We start from the raw sequence: 19,874 nt of genomic DNA on the forward strand, positions 1-19,874 counted from the left end.
GAATTTGAGGATTTAGAGATGAGTGTTGGAAAAATAGTTAAAGTAATCGGCGCGGTAGTTGACGTCGAATTCAGCGGCGGCAACAGCCCTCGCGTGTATGATGCATTGAAAGTCACCAGCGACGAAGCAAGCTCGCTAGTATTGGAAGTTCAGCAACAACTTGGCGGCAACATCGTGCGTTGTATTGCAATGGGTACATCTGATGGCTTGCGCCGCGGTCTAACCGTTGAAAACACAGGCTCTCCAATCACGGTTCCTGTAGGCGAAGAAACGCTAGGCCGAATCATGAATGTGCTTGGTCAACCTATCGATGAGTGTGGTGAAATCGGCCAGAAAGAGAGCTACGAGATTCACCGTGAAGCGCCCTCTTATGAAGAGCAAGCCAACAGCACTGAACTTCTAGAGACAGGTGTGAAGGTTATCGACCTTATTTGTCCGTTCGCTAAGGGTGGTAAAATCGGTCTGTTCGGTGGTGCGGGTGTAGGTAAAACCGTCAACATGATGGAGCTTATCAACAACATCGCTAAAGCTCACTCAGGTCTTTCTGTATTTACCGGTGTTGGTGAACGTACTCGTGAAGGTAACGATTTCTACTACGAGATGAAAGAAGCTGGCGTACTAGACAAAGTTGCCATGGTTTACGGCCAAATGAACGAGCCACCAGGAAACCGTTTACGTGTTGCGCTGACGGGTCTTACTATGGCTGAGCGTTTCCGTGATGAAGGTCGTGACGTACTTTTGTTCATTGATAACATCTACCGTTACACGCTTGCGGGAACAGAGGTATCAGCACTGTTAGGTCGTATGCCTTCAGCAGTAGGTTACCAACCAACGCTTGCGGAAGAGATGGGTGTTCTACAAGAACGTATTACATCAACCAGACAAGGTTCTATCACGTCTATCCAAGCGGTATACGTACCAGCGGATGACTTGACGGATCCATCGCCAGCAACAACCTTTGCTCACTTAGATGCGACCGTTGTACTGTCTCGTAACATCGCTGCATTGGGTCTATACCCTGCGATTGACCCATTGGATTCGACCTCTCGTCAACTGGATCCTCTCGTGGTTGGTCAAGAGCACTACGACATTGCACAAACGGTTCAAACCACGCTGCAACGGTACAAAGAGCTTAAAGACATCATCGCGATTCTTGGTATGGACGAGCTTTCAACCGAAGATAAGCAAATCGTATCTCGTGCTCGTAAGATTGAACGTTTCTTAACTCAGCCTTACCACGTAGCAGAAGTATTTACTGGTCAGAAAGGTGTGTTTGTACCGCTAAGCGAAACACTACGAGGCTTTAAAGGCCTGCTAAACGGCGAATATGACGACATCCCAGAGCAAGCATTCTTGTACTGTGGCTCTATCGACGAAGTGCTTAACAAAGCGAAATCACTCTAAAAGGTAGGTGCATCATGGCTATTGGAGTTACAGACAATACATTTCAACTTAATATCGTAAGTGCGGAAGGTACACTGTTTTCAGGGCCTGCACATGCCCTAGCTATCTCTGGAGCAGACGGTGAACTGGGGATTCGCCCCGGTCACTCCCCTCTTCTGAGTAAGATAAAACCGGGTGTGTCTGTGTTCGTTACCGACCTTAAAGCCGAGGAGCAAGTGCTGTACATCTCTGGTGGTATGGTCGAAGTACAACCGGATGTGGTCACTGTTTTAGCCGATACGGCCTTGCATGGTAAAGACATTGACCGCGCTCGTGCAGAAGAAGCGAAATACGCTGCCCTTGAGAACATCAACAAGGGTAATGTCGACATCAACTTTGCACAAGCTCAGTTGGAACTGGCAAAAGCCGTTGCTCAGCTTCGTGCATCAGAACTGACGTCTTCTCGCACTCGTCACTGAGAATAGAGCTTAGATGCTGGTGCTAGATGCTTAGTGCTTGATGTGTAAGATAGTCTACCCACTTAAAAAACCGTTTAAGTGGGTAGACTACATCAGGAACCTTCACTTCTCTTTCAACTTCCCCACCCTTTCAACCACTCCTAATACACCCTTTTTCAGCAGCACTTACAGCATTACTTCTCAGCAAAACGCGCTTTGTGCGGATCAAGTTCATGACCTAGCGGTTGTGTTAGTGAATGATATAGCTCCGGCTTACGACCACGAATCCAGCGTCTTCCGGTACACATCTCTAACTCTTCAGCTTTCAGTTCTGCAATTACCATGTCGTTATCAACACTGTCCGTCTCTGTGATGATCTCCCCGTAAGGGCTTAGGATCATCGCATTGCCAGTTCTGACTTCGTCCATATCAACGCCGACTCCGTTGCTGAACACCACAAACATACCATTGTCGTGCGCTCTTGCAGGCAACCATCGCATTAACCATTCACGACCATTCTTACCCAGCATTTCAGCACGAATCGCTTCCGGGTTTTCATTTCGGTTAAACCATAACTCTGGGTCAATCCGCTTCATCGCATTAGGGCTTCGTGAATGACAACCGCCCGTCTGATGCGGCGCAATCAGTAGATCAGCCCCTTTCAACGCAGTGATTCGTACGTTCTCAACCAAGTTGTTATCCCAACAGATCAGGATACCGACTTTGCAACCGTGGGGCGTATCAAACACCGTGTATTGATCGCCGCTGCTCATATATGGGCTTACAAAGGTGTGCAATTTGCGATGTTTTTGTACCTCACCATTAGGCATCGCAAATACATAAGTGTTGTATAGCTCGCCATCGGTGCCCAGCTCTATCAAACCAGCACCAACACTGATGCCAAATTGCGTTGCTAGCGAAACGAGCTTTTGAGTCGACTCGCCGCTCGGTACTGGTTCCGCTAACGCTTCAATCTCATCTCGCGGTAAAACTGACACATGCCAGTAGCCAGTAATACACATCTCTGGAAAACTGATGATCTCTACGCCACTGCCCGCAGCTTGTTGAACGTATTGCTCAATCACCGACAAGTTATACGCCTTATCGCCTGCACGGTGGTTAAACTGAACCGACGCTACTTTGATGTCTCTTTTCATGATTCGTCCTCAAATTCCGCTTTATCCGATTTGGTATGAACTCAGTATAAGAAATCCATTCAATTCCATATAATGAAAGATATTCTCAATTCAATGAGCATATGGAATGGAATTTGATTTACTGAAGGCATTTTGTCAGTTAGCTAAATCGGGCAACTACCGTTTAGCATCAGAGCAGCTTTACATCACTCAATCGGCACTGACCAAAAAGATTCAACGACTTGAATCCAATCTTGGAGCGAGTCTGTTTTCTCGCGGCAGGAACGGCGCAGAACTGACGCAAGCAGGCAAAACCTTGCTACCGGAAGCCCAACGTTTAGTTCATTCAATGCAAGCATTTGAGCAGCTTTCAGGCTCAGTAGTGAATGGAACTCAGGGGCATTTAAACATCGGCTTTGGCGTATCTACTTATCACGAAGCACCTAAGCTAATTGCGGCTTACAAACAACAGCACTCAGATGTTCACATCACCTTGAATGACACTCCCTCAAAGCAGCAAATAGACGAGCTGTTAAGCAATGAACTCGATATCAGTTTCAATCGAATCCCAGATTCTTCCGATTTAGAAAGTCTAACCCTATTCAATGACTCCCTTGTGATAGCCATTCACAAAGATCTTCTCAAGCAAGCGGCAAATAAAGATCAGGTTATCTCTGAGTTAGCGAAGTGGTCTTACCTAAAGCTCGTCCAACATCGTGGCCCCGGACTAGACAAGCAGATCCAACAATATTGCCTCGCCAATAATATCTACCTATCAAAGACACAAGAAGCCGATGATATTCTTACCCTACTGGCGTTAGTATCGGCCAATATCGGTTTCACCATAGTACCTAGCAGCGCGCAGTACATTAGCAACACCAACGTTGAGTTCATTGCGCTGCAAGATGAACACGCCACTTGGCCTGTCGGATTGATATGAAATGGAGAGAGTGAGAATCCACTCAGGGATAGGTTTGTAGAGTTTATGGCTGAACAGACTAGGCAAACAGAAAGCCACAGAAAAAAGTAGACCCAAAGTTAGTTTATGGATTAGGTTTAGCAGATCAAAAAAGGCTCACTATCACAGTGAGCCTTTTGGTATCTGGCAAACGCTAAAAATACATGTAGCGAAGCTAAGCTATCGAAGAATCGTTTTAGAGCTGTAGTTTAGAAGAATTCGATAGAGTTACGGCCGCTTTTGTCATCACGTGTTGGCTTTGGCGTGTCCGCTTTCTTTTTCGGTTTGTTTTCTTTCTTCTCTTTTTTCTGTTTCTTAGGTTCAGCTTTAGCGCTTAGCATATCTGCAGTGCTGCGCTGTGGTTCTTTCTTGCTTGAACCCTTTTTAGACTGGCCTTTCTTCGCCTTGTTATTTTGTTTAGGCGCTTCTTTCTTTTTCGGCTTTTCTGATTCTTCTTGTACTGGTTGATCACACACCACTACATAGTACTCTTGGTTGAATTCAAAGAAGTCGCCATCGTACATTTTACGACGTTTACGAGTTTCTAATTCACCATTTACCGCAACATAACCTTCAGAAATGATGTGCTTAGCTTCACCGCCACCACTCACTAGGTTAGCAATTTTAAACACTTTGTAGAGTTCGATTGGCTGAGACGATACATCAATACCAATTGCTTCAATCTCAATCTCTTCGCCTTCTTCGCCAAGCTCTTGGCCTTCGTAGTCAGCGTCTTCGTAATGTTCTTGGTCCATGGTGACCTCTACCTAAATATGTACTTCTGGAATATTGGGCGCAGTGTAATCTTAAAACAACAAAATGACCATGTTGAATTGATCAGGTCATTATTTGTTTTAGTGCTGACACCTTCGTTATAACGTCCCACCAACATTGGAAAGGCTCACAAGTTGCTTGGTGTATTCATGTTGGGGATTGCCAAACAAAGTCTCAGTATCCCCCTTCTCAACCACCTCACCTGCTTTCATCACGATAGTGTAATGACATAGGGATTTCACGACATTCAAATCATGGCTAATAAACAGATAGGTCAGACCGTACTTTTCTTGGAGTGACTTCAGCAAATCCAGTACTTGAGCTTGAACGGTTCTGTCTAGTGAGGACGTAGGTTCATCTAACAAGATAAACTCTGGCTTAAGAATCAAAGCACGAGCAATAGCAATACGTTGCCTTTGCCCGCCCGAGAATTCATTCGGATAACGATGGCGAGTCTCAGGATCGAGGTCGACCTCTTTCATTACTTCACAGATGCGTTGGTCGAGTTCATGCTCATCCAATTGTTGATGCACTAGCAAGCCCTCACCAATCACCTGAGCGACTGACATTCTTGGGTTTAGTGCAGAGAATGGGTCTTGAAAGACAACTTGCATACGGCTTCGAAACGGCAGCATCTGTTGGCGGTCTAAACCTTGAAGCTGTTCATTCGCGTAGGTAATTGACCCTTCGCTATCCACCAGCTTTAATATCGCCATTCCAGTTGTCGATTTACCTGAACCACTCTCACCTACTAGACCGATTGAGTGCCCCTTTTTCAAGGTAAACTCCATATCGGTAACGGCTTTAACGTGCGAAATGGTTCGCTTGAACAGACCGCCAGTAATCGGGAACCAAACACGCAGTTGGTTCACATCAAGCAGAGGTTTGCTTTCTGGTGATACGGGAACAGGCAAACCTTTTGGATCGGAGTTGATGAGCTTTTGAGTGTAAGGGTGAGCAGGCGCGTTAAACAGCGTTTTGCAGTCGTTGCTTTCCACAAGACGACCGTCTTTCATTACTGCGACCCTGTCGGCAATTTTACGAACGATACTCAAGTCATGGGTGATAAAGAGCATCGCCATACCCAGCTCTTGTTGCAAATCTTTTAGAAGATCAAGAATCTGCGCTTGTACCGATACATCCAACGCCGTAGTCGGCTCATCAGCAATAAGTAGCTCTGGTTCATTGATAAGTGCCATCGCTATCATCACACGCTGACGTTCGCCGCCAGATAATTCATGTGGATACGCTGAAATCTTTTGCTCGGGGTAGCGAATACCCACCTTTGATAGCCACTCTATCGCCAAGGCTTGCGCTTTGTTGGTTCGCATTCCGCGGTGAATCGCGAGGGTTTCAACCAGCTGTTTTCCGACTCGATGAAGCGGATTAAGCGACACCATCGGCTCTTGGAATATCATGCCAATACGCCCGCCACGAATCCCACGCAGTTGTCTTTCAGAACAGCTCAGAATATCGGTGCCAGAGAAATTGATCTTACCGTTTAAGTAATGAGATGAGCCTTTAGGCAGCAGTTTCAATACTGAATTAGCGGTAACCGATTTGCCTGAACCACTCTCTCCCACCAGCGCCAGTGTCTCACCTTTGAATATCTCCAACGAGACATCGTGAGTCACTTGTTCTATCGAATCTTTACGTCCAAACCCTACCGACAATTTGTCGATGGTTAGAACTGGAGAAGCAGGCGTTTTATTTGAAGTCATAACCTATCCTTACTTCTGTTGATGTGGGTCGAAAGCATCACGTACTGCTTCACCAACGAAGACAAGTAACGTAAGCATCAGTGAAAGTACAACGAAAGCAGAGATGCCAAGCCAAGGCGCTTGTAAGTTAGCTTTACCCTGTGCCAAAAGCTCACCCAAAGAAGGCGAGCCCGCAGGAAGACCAAAGCCTAAGAAATCTAACGAAGTTAACGTGGTGACCGATCCAGAAAGAATGAACGGCATCATGGTTAACGAGGCAACCATCGCGTTAGGTAACATGTGACGAAGCATAATGCGTTTGTCATCAACACCCATGGCTTGCGCGGCTCTTACATAATCAAAGTTTCGACAACGTAAGAACTCGGCTCGAACAATACCCACTAAACTCATCCAACTGAACAGAACCATAATTCCGAGTAACCACCAGAAGTTAGGTTCGATAAAACTGGAAAGGATAATCAGCAAGAATAGAGTCGGCATGCCAGACCAGACTTCAATGAAGCGCTGCCCGAACAAGTCCACCCAACCACCGTAGTAACCTTGTGTAGCACCGACTACGACGCCGACCACGCTAGATACAATCGTCAGAATAAAACCAAATAGAACGGAAATACGGAATCCATAAATGATGCGAGCCAATACATCTCGCCCTTTGTCATCGGTTCCTAACCAGTTCACTGAATCGGGCTCCGATGGCACCGCGCCTGAAATATCGAAGTTTATCGTGTCGTAGCTAAACGGAATGATTGACCACACAATGTATCCGCTGTCTTCAATGAGTTCGATAACATATGGGTCTTTGTAGTCGGCTTCGGTTTCAAACTCGCCACCAAATTCTGTTTCGGCATACTCATTAATGACAGGTACAAACCACTGATTATCATAAGACACCAAGAGTGGCTTATCGTTGGCAATGATCTCAGCGAACAGGCTAAAGCCAAACAAGATGGTAAATATCCAAAGGGAGATAAAACCACGTTTGTTTGCTTTAAAACGTAACCAACGAGCTTCTGCTAAAGGGTTGTTAAACATTTATTATCAATACCTTGTTATTCGTTCGCCATTAACGCGCTTCAAAATCAATTCGAGGATCAACCCAGGTATACGTTAGGTCGGAGATAATGCTCAGCACCAAACCAAGCAAAGTCATGATATAGAGAGAGCTGAACACCACGGGATAGTCGCGTTGAATGGTCGATTCAAAGCCAAGCAGACCAATGCCTTCGAGTGAAAACATCACTTCAATCAACATCGAACCCGTGAAGAAAATACTAATAAATGCGCTTGGGAAACCGGCAATAATGATCAGCATGGCGTTACGGAAAACGTGCTTGTAGAGAATACTGCTCTCGTCCAAACCTTTCGCTCGTGCAGTAACCACATATTGCTTGTTAATTTCATCAAGGAAGGAGTTTTTGGTCAGCATGCTGAGCGTTGCAAAGCCGCCGATGACCATAGCGAAAATAGGTAAGGCTAAGTGCCAGAAGTAGTCGCCAATCTGCTGATACCAGTTAAGCTGGTCGAAGTTACTCGAGACTAACCCGCGCAATGGGAACCAACTGAAATAGTTACCGCTTGCAAACAAGATAATCAGAATAATCGCAAACAAGAAGCCCGGTACCGCATAGCCGACAATCACCACCGCGCTCGACCAAATATCAAAGCGAGAACCGTGATGTATCGCCTTCATAATGCCTAGGGGTATCGAAATCACATAGATGATTAACGTACTCCACAACCCTAAGGAAATGGAGACAGGCAAGCGCTCGATGATTAAATCAATCACGTTGCCGCCCTTAAACAGGCTTTCACCAAAGTTAAAGGTCGCGTAATTTTTCAACATATCAAAATAGCGAACGTGAATCGGCTTATCAAAACCAAACTGTTTTTTGATCTCTTCAACTACTTCCGGATCAAGCCCGCGTGAGCCTTTATAGCCACTGGCAGATGCTTGATCACTTTCGCTTAAATCAACTTCTTGTCCACCACCAGAAAAACGCTCCATGATGCCAGAGTTGTGCCCTTCTAATTGGGCAACGGCTTGCTCTACCGGGCCTCCGGGCGCAATCTGAATAATGAAAAAGTTGATAGTGATGATCGCCCACAGCGTGGGGATCACCAACAGTAAACGCCGAAATATATACGCGGCCATGCTAACTAACTCCTAGCGACGTTTTTCAGGAAGCAAAGCCGCCTTCTCTTCTGAAATCCACCATGTATCAATGCCTAAATCGTATTTAGGTAATACATCTGGACGCTCAAACTTGTCCCACATTGCTACGCGATATTCACCGACGTGCCATTGAGGGATGTTGTAGAAATTCCACTGCAATACTCGGTCTAGTGAACGACCTAGTGTAAGAAGTTTTTCAGGATGCTGTTGGTTACGCGCAATTTCTTCTGTTAACGCATCAACCACCGGATCCATCACACCTGCAGTATTGTAAGTAGAATCAATGTAGTTAGAGTTCCAAACAATCATTAAGTTCGGGCTAGGATAAGGGTTTGCGGAAAATGAAGACGACACCATGTCGAAATCACGATCACGCAAGCGCTTGATGTACTGAGTGGTATCGATGGTACGGATCTTCATCTCGATACCCATTCGCTTGAGGTTCTTTTGAACAGGCGTTGCGATACGTTCCGTGGTTGGGCTGTAAATCAACAACTCAAACGACATCGGCTTGCCTGTCTTTTCGTTGGTCATCACTTTATCTTTCAGTACCCACCCTGCTTCTTTTAAAAGCTTGAAAGCAGTACGCATCTGGCTACGAATACGGCCACTGCCATCGGTGACTGATGGTTGGAACTCTTCGGTAAACACTCGCGGTGGAATCTGATCTTTGTACTGAGACAGCAATTCTACTTCAGCTTCGCTTGGTAAACCTTTCGCTTCATAGTCGGTGTTCTGGAAGTAACTACGAGTGCGCTTGTACTGACCGTAGAACATGTTCTTGTTCATCCATTCAAAGTCCATCGCGTAGGTTAACGCTTCACGAACTTTAGGATCAGAGAACACTGGAGATTGAATATTGAAGACAAAACCTTGAGTCGTTTCAGGCTTCTCATGGTTGATCTCTTCTTTAATGATGTAGCCTTTATCGAAGTTCGCGCCCGTATAAGAGTTGGCCCAGAACTTAGCCGAGTTCTCGGTTCGAAGATCGAACTCCCCTGCTTTGAAGGCTTCTAGCATTACCGTGTCGTCACGATAGTAGTCGTATTGCACTTCCTTGAAGTTATTACGACCGACGTTAACAGGCAGGTCGGCTGCCCAGTAATTTTCATCTAAACCGTAAGTCACGCTTTGGCCCGATTTATAGCTGATGATCTTATAAGGACCACTTCCTACCGGCGGCTCACTCAACGGCTCCGACAATTTTCTTTCTTTCCAGAAATGTTTTGGTAATACACGAGTACTTTGTGCAAAACTAAACAGTTTCTCGCGGTTTGGCTTGTTCATCTCAATACGAACAACCGAATCAGAAACAGCCGTTACTGATTCAATTTCTTTGTAATACACGCGATATTGAGGCACACCTTCTTTTGAAAACTTATCAAAGGTGAAGGCCACATCATGAGCCGTGATTGGTTTTCCATCTTGGAATTTAGCATCTGGGTTGATGTCGATTTCCATCCAAGAGAAGTCACTTGCGTAGCGAATTTTGGAAGCGATTAATGGATAGTAAGCATCAATCTCGTCACTCGGAGAAAACATCAAGGTATCGTAAATCTCACCCGTGTAACTTGCCGCAACGCCGCGGGAACCGAATCGATTAAAGCTATCGTAAGTACCTATGCTGCCATAGGTCACCTTGCCTTGCTTTGGCGCATCAGGATTAACGTAATCGAAATGAGTGAAATCGACAGGATATTTCGCTTCACCAAAACCGACCAGTTGAGTGGTTTCAATAACGGTGACAGCGGGAGTTGATTCGGTATCAGAGGCTTGTGTAACAGAGGGGTATAGAGCAATTAGCGGCAGCATGACTGCACATGACTTCAAATTAGACCTGAAAAATTGAGTGCGCTGCGAGGCTTTGCTTCGGAAATCTGTTCCCATTTGACTCTCCCTTCAAATGTTATGAATTCTATATTCAACTTGATTAACCGGCTTTGAATGCACACCGTTAAAACAAGTATAGGTTCAAATCTAACATCATGTAATAACTAATAAAACCATCAGCACTCCATCTCTGACGGTTTATTTACAATTAACTCGTCACAGCTCAAAGTTACTAGATGCAGTTCGCTTTGATTGCTTTGATTGCTTTGATTGCTTTGATTCACTTCAAAAGTGAAATTTAGGTTCTAAATAATCAACAAACTATACTTTCACTAGAGTATCCTTGCAGCCTAGGTCTAAATGGAATGACACTTTGAACAAACCAAACCAAATAACATTCTCAACGTTCAACCTTTTGAACTACCTCGAACCACCGAATGCTTATTATGATTTTGAGAACATCTACAGCTTCGAGGAATGGCAAAAGAAGCAAGGCTGGATAGCTGAAGCGATTCGCTCATCCGATTGCGATGTGATTGGCTTTCAAGAGATCTTTAGCCCTGAATCTTTAGAGCAATTAATGAAGGAACTGGGGTATCCATACTTTGCGGTGGTCGATAGCGCACATGTTGAAGATGATTACCTGTACACCTCTCCTGTCGTTGGTATCGCATCGCGTTGCCCGATTGAAAATGTGCAGCCTGTGACACCGGATTTAGAGCTACTTTCAGCCTTCAACCTTGGCGACAAATTCTCATTCAACCGAACACCTGTTCACGCGACGATTACGTTACCCCATTTAGGTTCGACCGACTGTTATGTTGTGCACTTCAAATCTCAACGCCCAACCGAACCGCAAGAATCCAGTGACAGCTCAACAGATCAAAAGCCGCAAAGCGACACCTTGGTTAAGCTTCATCAGGAACAACTAGGCTCTTGGCTATCGAGTGTTCAACGTGGCCTAGAAGCTCAAATGCTGCATCAATACATCAACAATCAACGCTACCAAACCAATCAACCAGTTGTGTTGATAGGCGATTTTAACAAGCCCCTATTCAACGATGAGTTCAAAGGGCTACTCAGTTATTCATTGAATCGAGATGAAACGAGCAGACATTGGTTATCGCATTTCCGATTAAGAGACAGTTGGGATCTCTATCATCAACTGCATGAAGAAGACTTGCTTGAGCAACGTAAGCCAACCCATTACTACGGCGCTTCTGGGTCTGTACTGGACTACATTTTGATGTCGAACGAGTTTGATTGTCAGAACTCGTCTAGTTTGATGGAGATCTCTAGCTACACAGTGTTAGACCATCACCTCATCAATCCAAGCTTTGAACACGACCAATTCAGTACGGACCATGCCATCGTGTCTGTCACCGCTCATATTCGTGAAGCCTAGAGTTGAACATAAAAAAGCCGCAGTCAAAAACTGCGGCCTTCCACTTTAGCCAAACGGGTTGAGCCAACCGACGCCCCATTTAGAAACCGATTTACCGTTTAGCAAAGTGTGAAACTTAGAATGTGTACATTGCGCCTAAGTAGAAAGAATCCAGAACAACAGTATCTTCTGTCTTGTGTCCGTTTTCGTAATCTTCGATATCAAAAGCATCGGCTTCGTATGCTAGGCGAAAGCTCAACGAAGACATTGTAGGTGGCGTATATTCAACACCAACACCCATACGGATGCCATCTCCCGGATCATCAAAACCATCTCCTGAAGGGCGAGAACCATCAGCAAACTTCATGTCTAGATCAATAGTCGATAGACCGATCGTGCCAAATGGACGAACGCCATTATCAAACGTGTAACCAAGGTTTGCCGTTACCGAAAAGATTTGAGGTGTCCAAGTGAAAACCTTATTACCAGATTTCGTTTTTAGGGCTACATCACCAAAATCTGTATATTGAGCTTCAAGCGAAACAATGCGGTTAAATTTGTAACCAGCAATTAATCGGTAAGTATTGTCTTCGGCTTTAAAAGTAATAGGCTCATTGATCGTGTCAGTTAGCCCGCCATCATCAATACCAGATGTACCGATCGCGCCGCCTAGGTAGAAGCCACTGTCTGCTGCCATTAAATTACTTGCTGCCACTGCTGACATCATCGCGATGCTTAGAATAAATTTGTTGTTCATTACTGCTTGACCTTACTTATTGCAATCAAGATTGTTACACCTTCCTGTGCTGCACAATCTTGTTAGAGTTATCCGACACCCCGTCGAATTCGCAAGCAGGTTAATCTCACAGAAAACAAAAAAATAAATAGAAATATAATCACTTTGTAACTTCAGCCAACATAATCAGTAAAAACCTAATAAACCACTGAATAAACTAGAAATAAAAAACTGTCATTTGTTCAGAATAACCTTCCTTCTATTTTTCAAACCATCCCATTTTTAGATTTTATTCTCATGAGCTTACGCAGGCTTACTTTCAAGCGTGGTGTGATTTTGCATAATCTGCGCGCTTTAACCATTAGTACACTTAAATAGTTACCTGATCCAAAAGCAGGCCAGTTTTGCTCAATCTCCACAATTCAGAATAAGACGAACATAAAACACGATGACCCACACCATAGACCTCAACGGCTTAATCATTGATACCGACTCTCGAACCATTACTAATCAGCAGGGAAACAAAATCACCTTGCGCCCTCACCTATTAGCAGTGCTCTGCTTGTTATTGGAGAATGTGGGAAGACCGATTTCAAGAGAGCATATTGTTGATGTGTGTTGGGATGGGCAACTCTCTTCACCACATGTTCTTGCAAACGTCGTCTATAACCTACGCAATGTCTTCGCGCGATTAAGAGCACAAAACGTCCAGATTATTACCATTAGTAAGTTTGGATATGCGCTATCGATTGAACCCACATAAAAGGATTTATGCAATCAATGGAGGTGACTAAGATCACCAAAAAACACCCCATCGAAACGTTTCGATGATCGTTATCACACTCTAAAACAATCAAACGTGCAAATGATAAATCAAACACTATTATCACTATCGAAACGTTTCGATGGCTTTTCTTGAGTTGTTCTCAACCCATTAAGCGTTATTTTTCGATAGGTCGTGATATGAAAAAAAGTACTCTAATTAATTCTGAACTCTCTTACTTAGTGGCGACTCTTGGCCACACAGATGAAATCACGATTTGTGACGCGGGCTTGCCGATTCCAGATCACGTAACTCGCATTGATCTTGCCTTAACTCATGGTGTTCCGAGCTTTCAGCAAACGGTAAAAACCATGCTGGATGAATCTCAAATTGAAGGCGTTGTGATTGCAGAAGAGTTTGCGAAAGTAAGCCCAGAACACCACGCTGCGCTGATTGATTTAATAAAAACTGAAGAAGCGCGTTGCGGCAAACCGCTTACGATTACTTACATCACTCATGAAGAATTCAAAGAGCGCACGCATGAAAGCCGCGCGGTTATCCGCACTGGTGAATGCACACCTTACGCGAATGTTATTTTCCAAGCTGGCGTAACGTTTTAGCTCAAGCGAAACGCAACGACAGTCCAGCGTCATTGCTGAACAGACACAATACATATACAGAACAACCAAATACAACTGGCCCCGAGTAAAGGAACCGACATGACTCAAGCCATTTTAGAACTTAGCTCAATTGAGAAAGCCTTCCCTGGTGTGAAAGCACTGGATAAGGCAAGCCTCAACGTTTACCCAGGACGCGTAATGGCGTTAATGGGTGAGAACGGTGCAGGTAAATCAACCCTCATGAAAGTGCTGACAGGTATTTATCACTTGGATGGCGGTACTATCGCCTACCAAGGTAAGCCTGCTGCATTCAAAGGGCCGCGTGATTCACAACAAGCTGGCATTAGTATCATTCACCAAGAATTGAACCTAATTCCAGAGCTAACCATCGCCGAGAACATCTTCTTGGGTCGTGAAATCACCGGGACTATGGGTCGCATCTTGTGGAACGAAATGTACCAAGAAGCGGACAAGCTACTTAAACGTCTTAATGTAAAACACAGCTCAAAAACACTTTTAGGTCAGTTAAGCCTTGGTGAGCAACAAATGGTAGAGATCGCGAAAGCCCTATCGTTTGAATCTAAGGTCATCATCATGGATGAGCCAACGGACGCACTAACCGATACTGAAACTGAGTCGCTATTTAAGGTGATCAACGAGCTGCGTTCTGAAGGCTGCGGCATTGTTTACATCTCTCACCGCTTGAAAGAGATCTTCGAGATTTGTGACGACATCACGGTACTTCGTGACGGTAAGTTCATCGGTCAGTGTGAAGTAAAAGACACCGACGAAGACGGCCTAATTGAGATGATGGTTGGCCGTAAGCTAGACGAACAATATCCACGTATCGGACAAAGCCACGGTGAAACCTGCCTTGAAGTGATCGGCCTGACGGGTTCTGGCGTTCATGACGTGAGCTTTACCCTAAAGCGCGGCGAAATCCTGGGTGTATCTGGCTTGATGGGCGCAGGTCGTACCGAACTGATGAAAGTGATTTACGGTGCCCTTCCGAGTGAACGCGGTGTCATCAACTTAGAAAACAAAACCATTAACCCTGTTAGTCCAAAAGATGGCCTTGCCAATGGCATTGCATACATCTCTGAAGACCGTAAAGGCGATGGCTTGGTTCTAGGGCTTTCAGTAAAAGAAAACATGTCTTTATGTTCACTTGACCTACTGACTAACAAAGGTCAAATCCAACATAAAGATGAAGTGATGGCGGTTGATGACTTCATCAAACTGTTCAACATCAAAACCCCTACTCGCGAGCAAATCATTGGCAACCTTTCTGGTGGTAACCAACAGAAAGTGGCTATCGCTAAAGGCTTGATGACCAAGCCAAAAGTACTGATTCTCGATGAACCCACTCGTGGTGTCGATGTCGGTGCTAAGAAAGAGATTTACCAACTCATTAATAAATTCAAAGCTGACGGCATGAGCATTATTTTGGTCTCATCTGAAATGCCAGAAGTGTTAGGAATGAGTGACCGCATCATGGTGATGCATGAAGGCCGTGTAAGCGGTGAATTTGATGCTAAAGAAGCAAACCAAGAATTATTACTGGCGTGTGCGGTCGGTAAAAAGATCAACGAGGACGCAGCATGAGTACTAAAACCATGAGCAAAACAACTGAAACTGAAGCGCCAAAGAAGAAACCGTTAATCAGCAAAGAGTGGCTGATTGATCAAAAGTCATTGATTGCTTTGATCTTCCTGATTGTTGTCGTTTCTTTCTTAAACCCAAACTTCTTTACGGTCGACAACATCCTGAACATTCTGCGCCAAACTTCGGTTAACGCAATTATCGCTGTGGGTATGACGCTGGTTATCTTAACCGCGGGTATCGACTTGAGTGTCGGTTCTGTACTTGCACTTTGTGGCGCGTTCGCTGCCAGCATGATTGGTCTAGAGATCCCTGTGATGATCGCAGTGCCAACCGCTCTTGTAGCAGGTGCAGCATTAGGTGCTATCAGTGGTGTGATTATCGCCAAAGGTAAGGTTCAAGCCTTCATCGCAACGCTTGTAACCATGACTCTATTGCGCGGCGTAACCATGGTTTACACAGATGGTCGTCCTATCTCAACTGGCTTCACAGACACAGCAGACGCATTCGCTTGGTTCGGTACAGGCTACGCAATGGGTATCCCAGTTCCAGTATGGATCATGGTCGTGGTATTCGCAGCGGTATGGTACCTACTTAACCACACACGCTTTGGTCGCTATGTTTACGCACTGGGTGGCAACGAATCAGCAACTCGCCTATCAGGCATCGACGTAGACAAAGTGAAAATCGGCGTTTACGCAATCTGTGGTCTGCTAGCAGCAGTGGCAGGCATCATCGTGGCATCTCGCTTGTCATCAGCTCAACCTACCGCAGGTATGGGTTATGAATTAGACGCCATCGCAGCCGTAGTTCTTGGCGGCACAAGCTTAGCCGGCGGTCGTGGTCGCATCATGGGCACATTGATTGGTGCTCTGATTATCGGCTTCCTAAACAACGCCCTAAACCTATTAGACGTATCTTCTTACTACCAGATGATTGCAAAAGCAGTGGTTATTCTTCTGGCGGTATTGGTCGACAACAAAAACAAATAAAACCTATTCACACACTAGGTTAATACAAGTAACACCCTGTTTTACCTTTAAATATTAGAATCTATAAATAATGTAACTACGAGCTAGGACTCACCTCCTAGCTCACCCTACACAAAGGACTTACACCATGAAAAAATTAGCGACTCTTATTTCTGCTGCTCTTCTTTCTACAACGGTATCTGTGTCTGCACAGGCGCAAGATACAATGGCAATCGTTCTGTCTACATTGAACAACCCATTCTTCGTAACCATGAAAGATGGCGCAGAAGCGAAAGCTGAAGAGCTAGGCTACAAGCTTATCGTTCTTGATTCTCAAAACGACCCAAGCAAAGAGCTTTCGAACATTGAAGATCTAACCATTCGTGGTGTTAAAGCAATCCTGATTAACCCAACGGATTCAGACGCTGTGTCTAACGCTATTCGTATTGCTAACCGCTCAGACATCCCAGTATTAACACTAGACCGTGGTGCAAGCCGTGGTGACGTAGTGAGCCACATTGCTTCTGATAACGTAATCGGCGGTGAAATGGCGGGTCACTACATCATGGAAAAAGTGGGCGAAAAAGCGAAAGTAATCCAACTGGAAGGTATCGCAGGTACTTCAGCAGCTCGTGAACGTGGTGAAGGCTTCATGAACGCAGTAAACGGCAGCGACCTTGAACTTCTTGCAAGCCAACCAGCTGATTTCGACCGTACTAAAGGTCTGAACGTAATGGAAAACTTGCTTGCAGCTAACCCAGACGTACAAGCAGTATTCGCTCAGAACGATGAAATGGCACTGGGTGCACTTCGCGCAGTTCAAGCTTCAGGTAAAGACGTAATGATCGTTGGCTTTGATGGCACTGATGATGGTATTGCTGCTGTTAATCGTGGCCTACTAGGCGCAACGGTTGCACAACAGCCAGACCTAATCGGTTCTCTAGGTATCGAAATGGCAGACAAAGTACTGAAAGGCGAAACAGTAGACGAGTACGTACCAGTACCTCTAAAAATTGTTGCTAAGTAATCGTTACTAGGTAACACGATATAAAGCAGGGGTCCCCTATCCCCTGCTTTGCTTAACTCACTAGCTCATTAGCTCACTGACTCAAGAAAAAAACAAAAAACCGACAGTGCATCGCTGTTTCTCATAAGCCGTCTAACAAGGCGAGCGATTTACGTAATGTGAATTAACGTAATGTGAAAGACCCATGCATTTTCAAATACGATATATCATAAGGCTCGTATCATGACTCAACTGATTGTTTTAGGTAGCGTTAACGCTGATCACGTACTGCAAGTTCCTTCGTTCCCTCGTCCGGGTGAAACCTTGATTGGCGGTAACTATCAGGTCATCCCTGGCGGCAAAGGCGCAAACCAAGCGGTGGCTGCTGCGCGACTAAACGCAGATATCGGCTTTATCGCCTGTGTCGGTGACGACCCATTTGGCATCAACATTCGTCAAGACTTCGCCAAAGACGGCATCAACATCGACGGTGTTATCGTTGCAGACAACACGCCGACAGGCATTGCGATGATCCAAGTATCCGCAACAGGTGAAAACAGTATTTGCCTTTCTGCTGAAGCCAACAACAAGCTGACTTGCGACCAAATCGAACCGCACCTCGATAAGATTCGCGGTGCTAAATACCTGCTGACTCAGCTTGAAACTCCGATTGAAGGCATTGAGTACGCTGCAAAAGTGGCCAAAGAGAGTGGCACGCAAGTGATTCTTAACCCGGCTCCTGCTCGCCCATTATCGGATTCACTGCTTGCTTGTGTTGATGTGATTACACCAAACGAAACCGAAGCAGAAGTGCTGACGGGCATTACCGTGACGGACAACGAATCCGCTCATCAGGCAGCTTTGGCTCTGCATGCGAAAGGCATCGAGACTGTGATGATCACACTTGGCGCTAAAGGTGTTTGGGTGAGTAAAAATGGGGAGGGAGAGTTAATCGCTGGCTTCCAAGTTAAAGCGACAGACACAACCGCTGCGGGTGATACCTTCAACGGCGCATTAGTGACAGGCCTGCTTGAAGACATGCCATTAGAGCGCGCAATTAAGTTTGCTCACGCTGCGGCTGCAATTTCAGTGACTCGCTTTGGCGCACAAACCTCTATTCCAAGTCGTTCTGAAACCGATGCGTTTTTGGCAGAGCAACTGCCTGTTTAGCTTGATACCTATTTGAAGGCTTAACTCCTGAGCTAAACCGTGGTTAACGGATTTTGCCCTTCAAATTCGCTAACAACAAATAACAAGCATAAGCCCCTGTTTTCAGGCAGAATATCGCGCAACGTGGCAAGTTACTCCCACAAGGATTTTTTATGGCAACAATGAAAGACGTCGCACGGCTCGCAAAGGTTTCAACTTCAACCGTTAGCCATGTGATCAACAAGTCACGTTTTGTCAGTGAAGAGATAGCTGAGCGTGTTAACAGTGCGGCTAAAGAACTCAACTACGCGCCTTCTGCACTGGCTCGTAGCTTGAAAATGAAACAAACCAAAACCTTGGGAATGCTAGTGACCACATCCACCAACCCATTCTTTGGTGAAGTCGTAAAAGGTGTGGAACGTCGTTGCTATGAGAAAGGCTATAACCTTATCTTATGTAACACCGAAGGTGATAGCGAACGCATGAAGTCCTCTATCGATACTTTGCTACAAAAGCGTGTCGATGGCTTAATGCTGATGTGCTCTACCCTTGAAGGCGAACATATCGATGTATTCGAGCGCTACCCAGAACTGCCTGTTGTGGCAATGGATTGGGGCCCTATGTTGTTTGCGAGTGATAAGATCCAAGACAACTCGCATCAAGGTGGCTACATGGCGACCAAGCATTTGATAGACAACGGTCACTCTCAGATTGGTTGTATCACCGGCCCTCTGCATCGCAATCAAGCTTCGTCTCGTTATCAAGGCTTCAAGCAAGCAATGGAAGAAGCGAATTTAGAGATCAACCCTAAGTGGATTGTTGAATCCAACTTTGAATGTGACGGTGGATTTGACTCTTATCAGGCTCTGAAAACTCGAGGCGAAATGCCGTCTGCCTTATTCGTCAGTAACGATATGATGGCAATGGGCGTGATTCACGCAGCTGCGCAAGATGGCACCTCGATTCCGAATGACCTATCTATCATTGGCTACGATGACATCCATCTGTCGAAGTACATGACACCCGCATTAAGCACTGTCCACCAGCCAAAACACCGCTTAGGTAAAGCAGCAGTGGATACGCTTTTGAGCAGATTACAAACTCCAGATGCTTATCCGCAAGTCGTTGAACTTGAACCTACTCTTGTCGAACGAAGCAGCGTGAAAGCGATTTAGCGGCAATAAACATTTCCACACAGAAGCTAGCTGAA

17 protein-coding genes and 1 pseudogene are annotated in these 19,874 nt (G+C 45.3%); 11 read left to right on the forward strand and 7 right to left on the reverse strand.

Annotation, left to right across the window (positions count from 1 at the left end; all coding sequences use genetic code 11):
• Positions 1-18: 18 nt before the first annotated feature.
• Both atpD and OQJ75_RS05810 read left to right on the forward strand, forming a co-directional pair.
• Complete coding sequence (gene atpD, locus OQJ75_RS05805) at positions 19-1,404, forward strand: F0F1 ATP synthase subunit beta (RefSeq protein WP_176679823.1); 1,386 nt, start codon at positions 19-21, stop codon at positions 1,402-1,404.
• 14 nt (positions 1,405-1,418) lie between these two features.
• Entirely contained in the window at positions 1,419-1,862 is a 444-nt protein-coding gene (locus OQJ75_RS05810; RefSeq protein WP_102290737.1) for a F0F1 ATP synthase subunit epsilon, read from the forward strand.
• A gap of 173 nt (positions 1,863-2,035) precedes the next feature.
• Here the strand turns inward: OQJ75_RS05810 and OQJ75_RS05815 are convergent, their stop codons facing one another.
• Positions 2,036-2,998: a nitrilase family protein gene (locus OQJ75_RS05815; protein ID WP_265971966.1), complete on the reverse strand. Its 963-nt coding sequence runs from the start codon at positions 2,996-2,998 to the stop codon at positions 2,036-2,038.
• Positions 2,999-3,104: 106 nt separating this feature from the next.
• Here OQJ75_RS05815 and OQJ75_RS05820 point away from each other — a divergent pair.
• Positions 3,105-3,914: pseudogene (locus OQJ75_RS05820) on the forward strand (LysR family transcriptional regulator); the annotation flags it as partial.
• Positions 3,915-4,144: 230 nt separating this feature from the next.
• On the opposite strand, the gene OQJ75_RS05825 reads toward OQJ75_RS05820, so the two are convergent.
• The 5 genes from OQJ75_RS05825 to OQJ75_RS05845 all read right to left on the reverse strand — a co-directional run bounded on the left by OQJ75_RS05825 (position 4,145) and on the right by OQJ75_RS05845 (position 10,490).
• Positions 4,145-4,690, reverse strand: a complete 546-nt coding sequence (locus tag OQJ75_RS05825; RefSeq protein WP_265971965.1) for an RNA-binding S4 domain-containing protein — start codon at positions 4,688-4,690, stop codon at positions 4,145-4,147.
• Positions 4,691-4,807: 117 nt separating this feature from the next.
• Positions 4,808-6,430 carry a microcin C ABC transporter ATP-binding protein YejF gene (gene yejF / locus OQJ75_RS05830; RefSeq protein WP_265971964.1) on the reverse strand — a complete coding sequence of 541 codons (1,623 nt, stop codon included), beginning with the start codon at positions 6,428-6,430 and terminating at the stop codon, positions 4,808-4,810.
• A gap of 9 nt (positions 6,431-6,439) precedes the next feature.
• Positions 6,440-7,462: an ABC transporter permease gene (locus OQJ75_RS05835; protein ID WP_265971963.1), complete on the reverse strand. Its 1,023-nt coding sequence runs from the start codon at positions 7,460-7,462 to the stop codon at positions 6,440-6,442.
• 31 nt (positions 7,463-7,493) lie between these two features.
• The gene (locus tag OQJ75_RS05840) at positions 7,494-8,582 is read right to left on the reverse strand and encodes a microcin C ABC transporter permease YejB (RefSeq protein WP_004730359.1); all 1,089 of its coding nucleotides are present in this window, start codon (positions 8,580-8,582) and stop codon (positions 7,494-7,496) included.
• 12 nt (positions 8,583-8,594) lie between these two features.
• Positions 8,595-10,490, reverse strand: coding sequence for an extracellular solute-binding protein (locus OQJ75_RS05845; protein WP_265971958.1), 1,896 nt, complete (start codon positions 10,488-10,490; stop codon positions 8,595-8,597).
• A gap of 316 nt (positions 10,491-10,806) precedes the next feature.
• Between OQJ75_RS05845 and OQJ75_RS05850 the strand changes: the two genes are divergently transcribed.
• Complete coding sequence (locus OQJ75_RS05850) at positions 10,807-11,838, forward strand: endonuclease/exonuclease/phosphatase family protein (protein WP_265971956.1); 1,032 nt, start codon at positions 10,807-10,809, stop codon at positions 11,836-11,838.
• A gap of 115 nt (positions 11,839-11,953) precedes the next feature.
• Here the strand turns inward: OQJ75_RS05850 and OQJ75_RS05855 are convergent, their stop codons facing one another.
• Positions 11,954-12,574, reverse strand: coding sequence for a porin family protein (locus OQJ75_RS05855; RefSeq protein ID WP_265971954.1), 621 nt, complete (start codon positions 12,572-12,574; stop codon positions 11,954-11,956).
• 427 nt (positions 12,575-13,001) lie between these two features.
• Between OQJ75_RS05855 and OQJ75_RS05860 the strand changes: the two genes are divergently transcribed.
• From OQJ75_RS05860 to OQJ75_RS05890, 7 genes are all read left to right on the forward strand, one after another.
• Positions 13,002-13,316 (forward strand): winged helix-turn-helix domain-containing protein, encoded by a 315-nt coding sequence (locus OQJ75_RS05860; protein ID WP_265971952.1) that lies wholly within the window; start codon positions 13,002-13,004, stop codon positions 13,314-13,316.
• A 200-nt stretch (positions 13,317-13,516) separates the two neighbouring features.
• Complete coding sequence (gene rbsD, locus OQJ75_RS05865; protein WP_065113091.1) at positions 13,517-13,936, forward strand: D-ribose pyranase; 420 nt, start codon at positions 13,517-13,519, stop codon at positions 13,934-13,936.
• A gap of 99 nt (positions 13,937-14,035) precedes the next feature.
• Entirely contained in the window at positions 14,036-15,541 is a 1,506-nt protein-coding gene (gene rbsA / locus OQJ75_RS05870; protein WP_102435025.1) for a ribose ABC transporter ATP-binding protein RbsA, read from the forward strand.
• Positions 15,538-16,530, forward strand: a complete 993-nt coding sequence (gene rbsC, locus OQJ75_RS05875; RefSeq protein WP_265971950.1) for a ribose ABC transporter permease — start codon at positions 15,538-15,540, stop codon at positions 16,528-16,530. Before rbsA ends, rbsC begins: the two co-directional genes overlap by 4 nt.
• 127 nt (positions 16,531-16,657) lie before the next feature.
• Positions 16,658-17,536 (forward strand): ribose ABC transporter substrate-binding protein RbsB, encoded by an 879-nt coding sequence (gene rbsB, locus OQJ75_RS05880; protein ID WP_016788188.1) that lies wholly within the window; start codon positions 16,658-16,660, stop codon positions 17,534-17,536.
• Between the two features lie 222 nt (positions 17,537-17,758).
• Entirely contained in the window at positions 17,759-18,685 is a 927-nt protein-coding gene (gene rbsK, locus OQJ75_RS05885; RefSeq protein ID WP_265971947.1) for a ribokinase, read from the forward strand.
• 152 nt (positions 18,686-18,837) lie between these two features.
• Positions 18,838-19,839 carry a substrate-binding domain-containing protein gene (locus OQJ75_RS05890; RefSeq protein WP_248376163.1) on the forward strand — a complete coding sequence of 334 codons (1,002 nt, stop codon included), beginning with the start codon at positions 18,838-18,840 and terminating at the stop codon, positions 19,837-19,839.
• The last annotated feature ends 35 nt before the right edge of the window (positions 19,840-19,874 follow it).

The sequence above is a fragment of the Vibrio sp. 14G-20 genome (assembly GCF_026241515.1).
Taxonomy (GTDB): domain Bacteria; phylum Pseudomonadota; class Gammaproteobacteria; order Enterobacterales; family Vibrionaceae; genus Vibrio.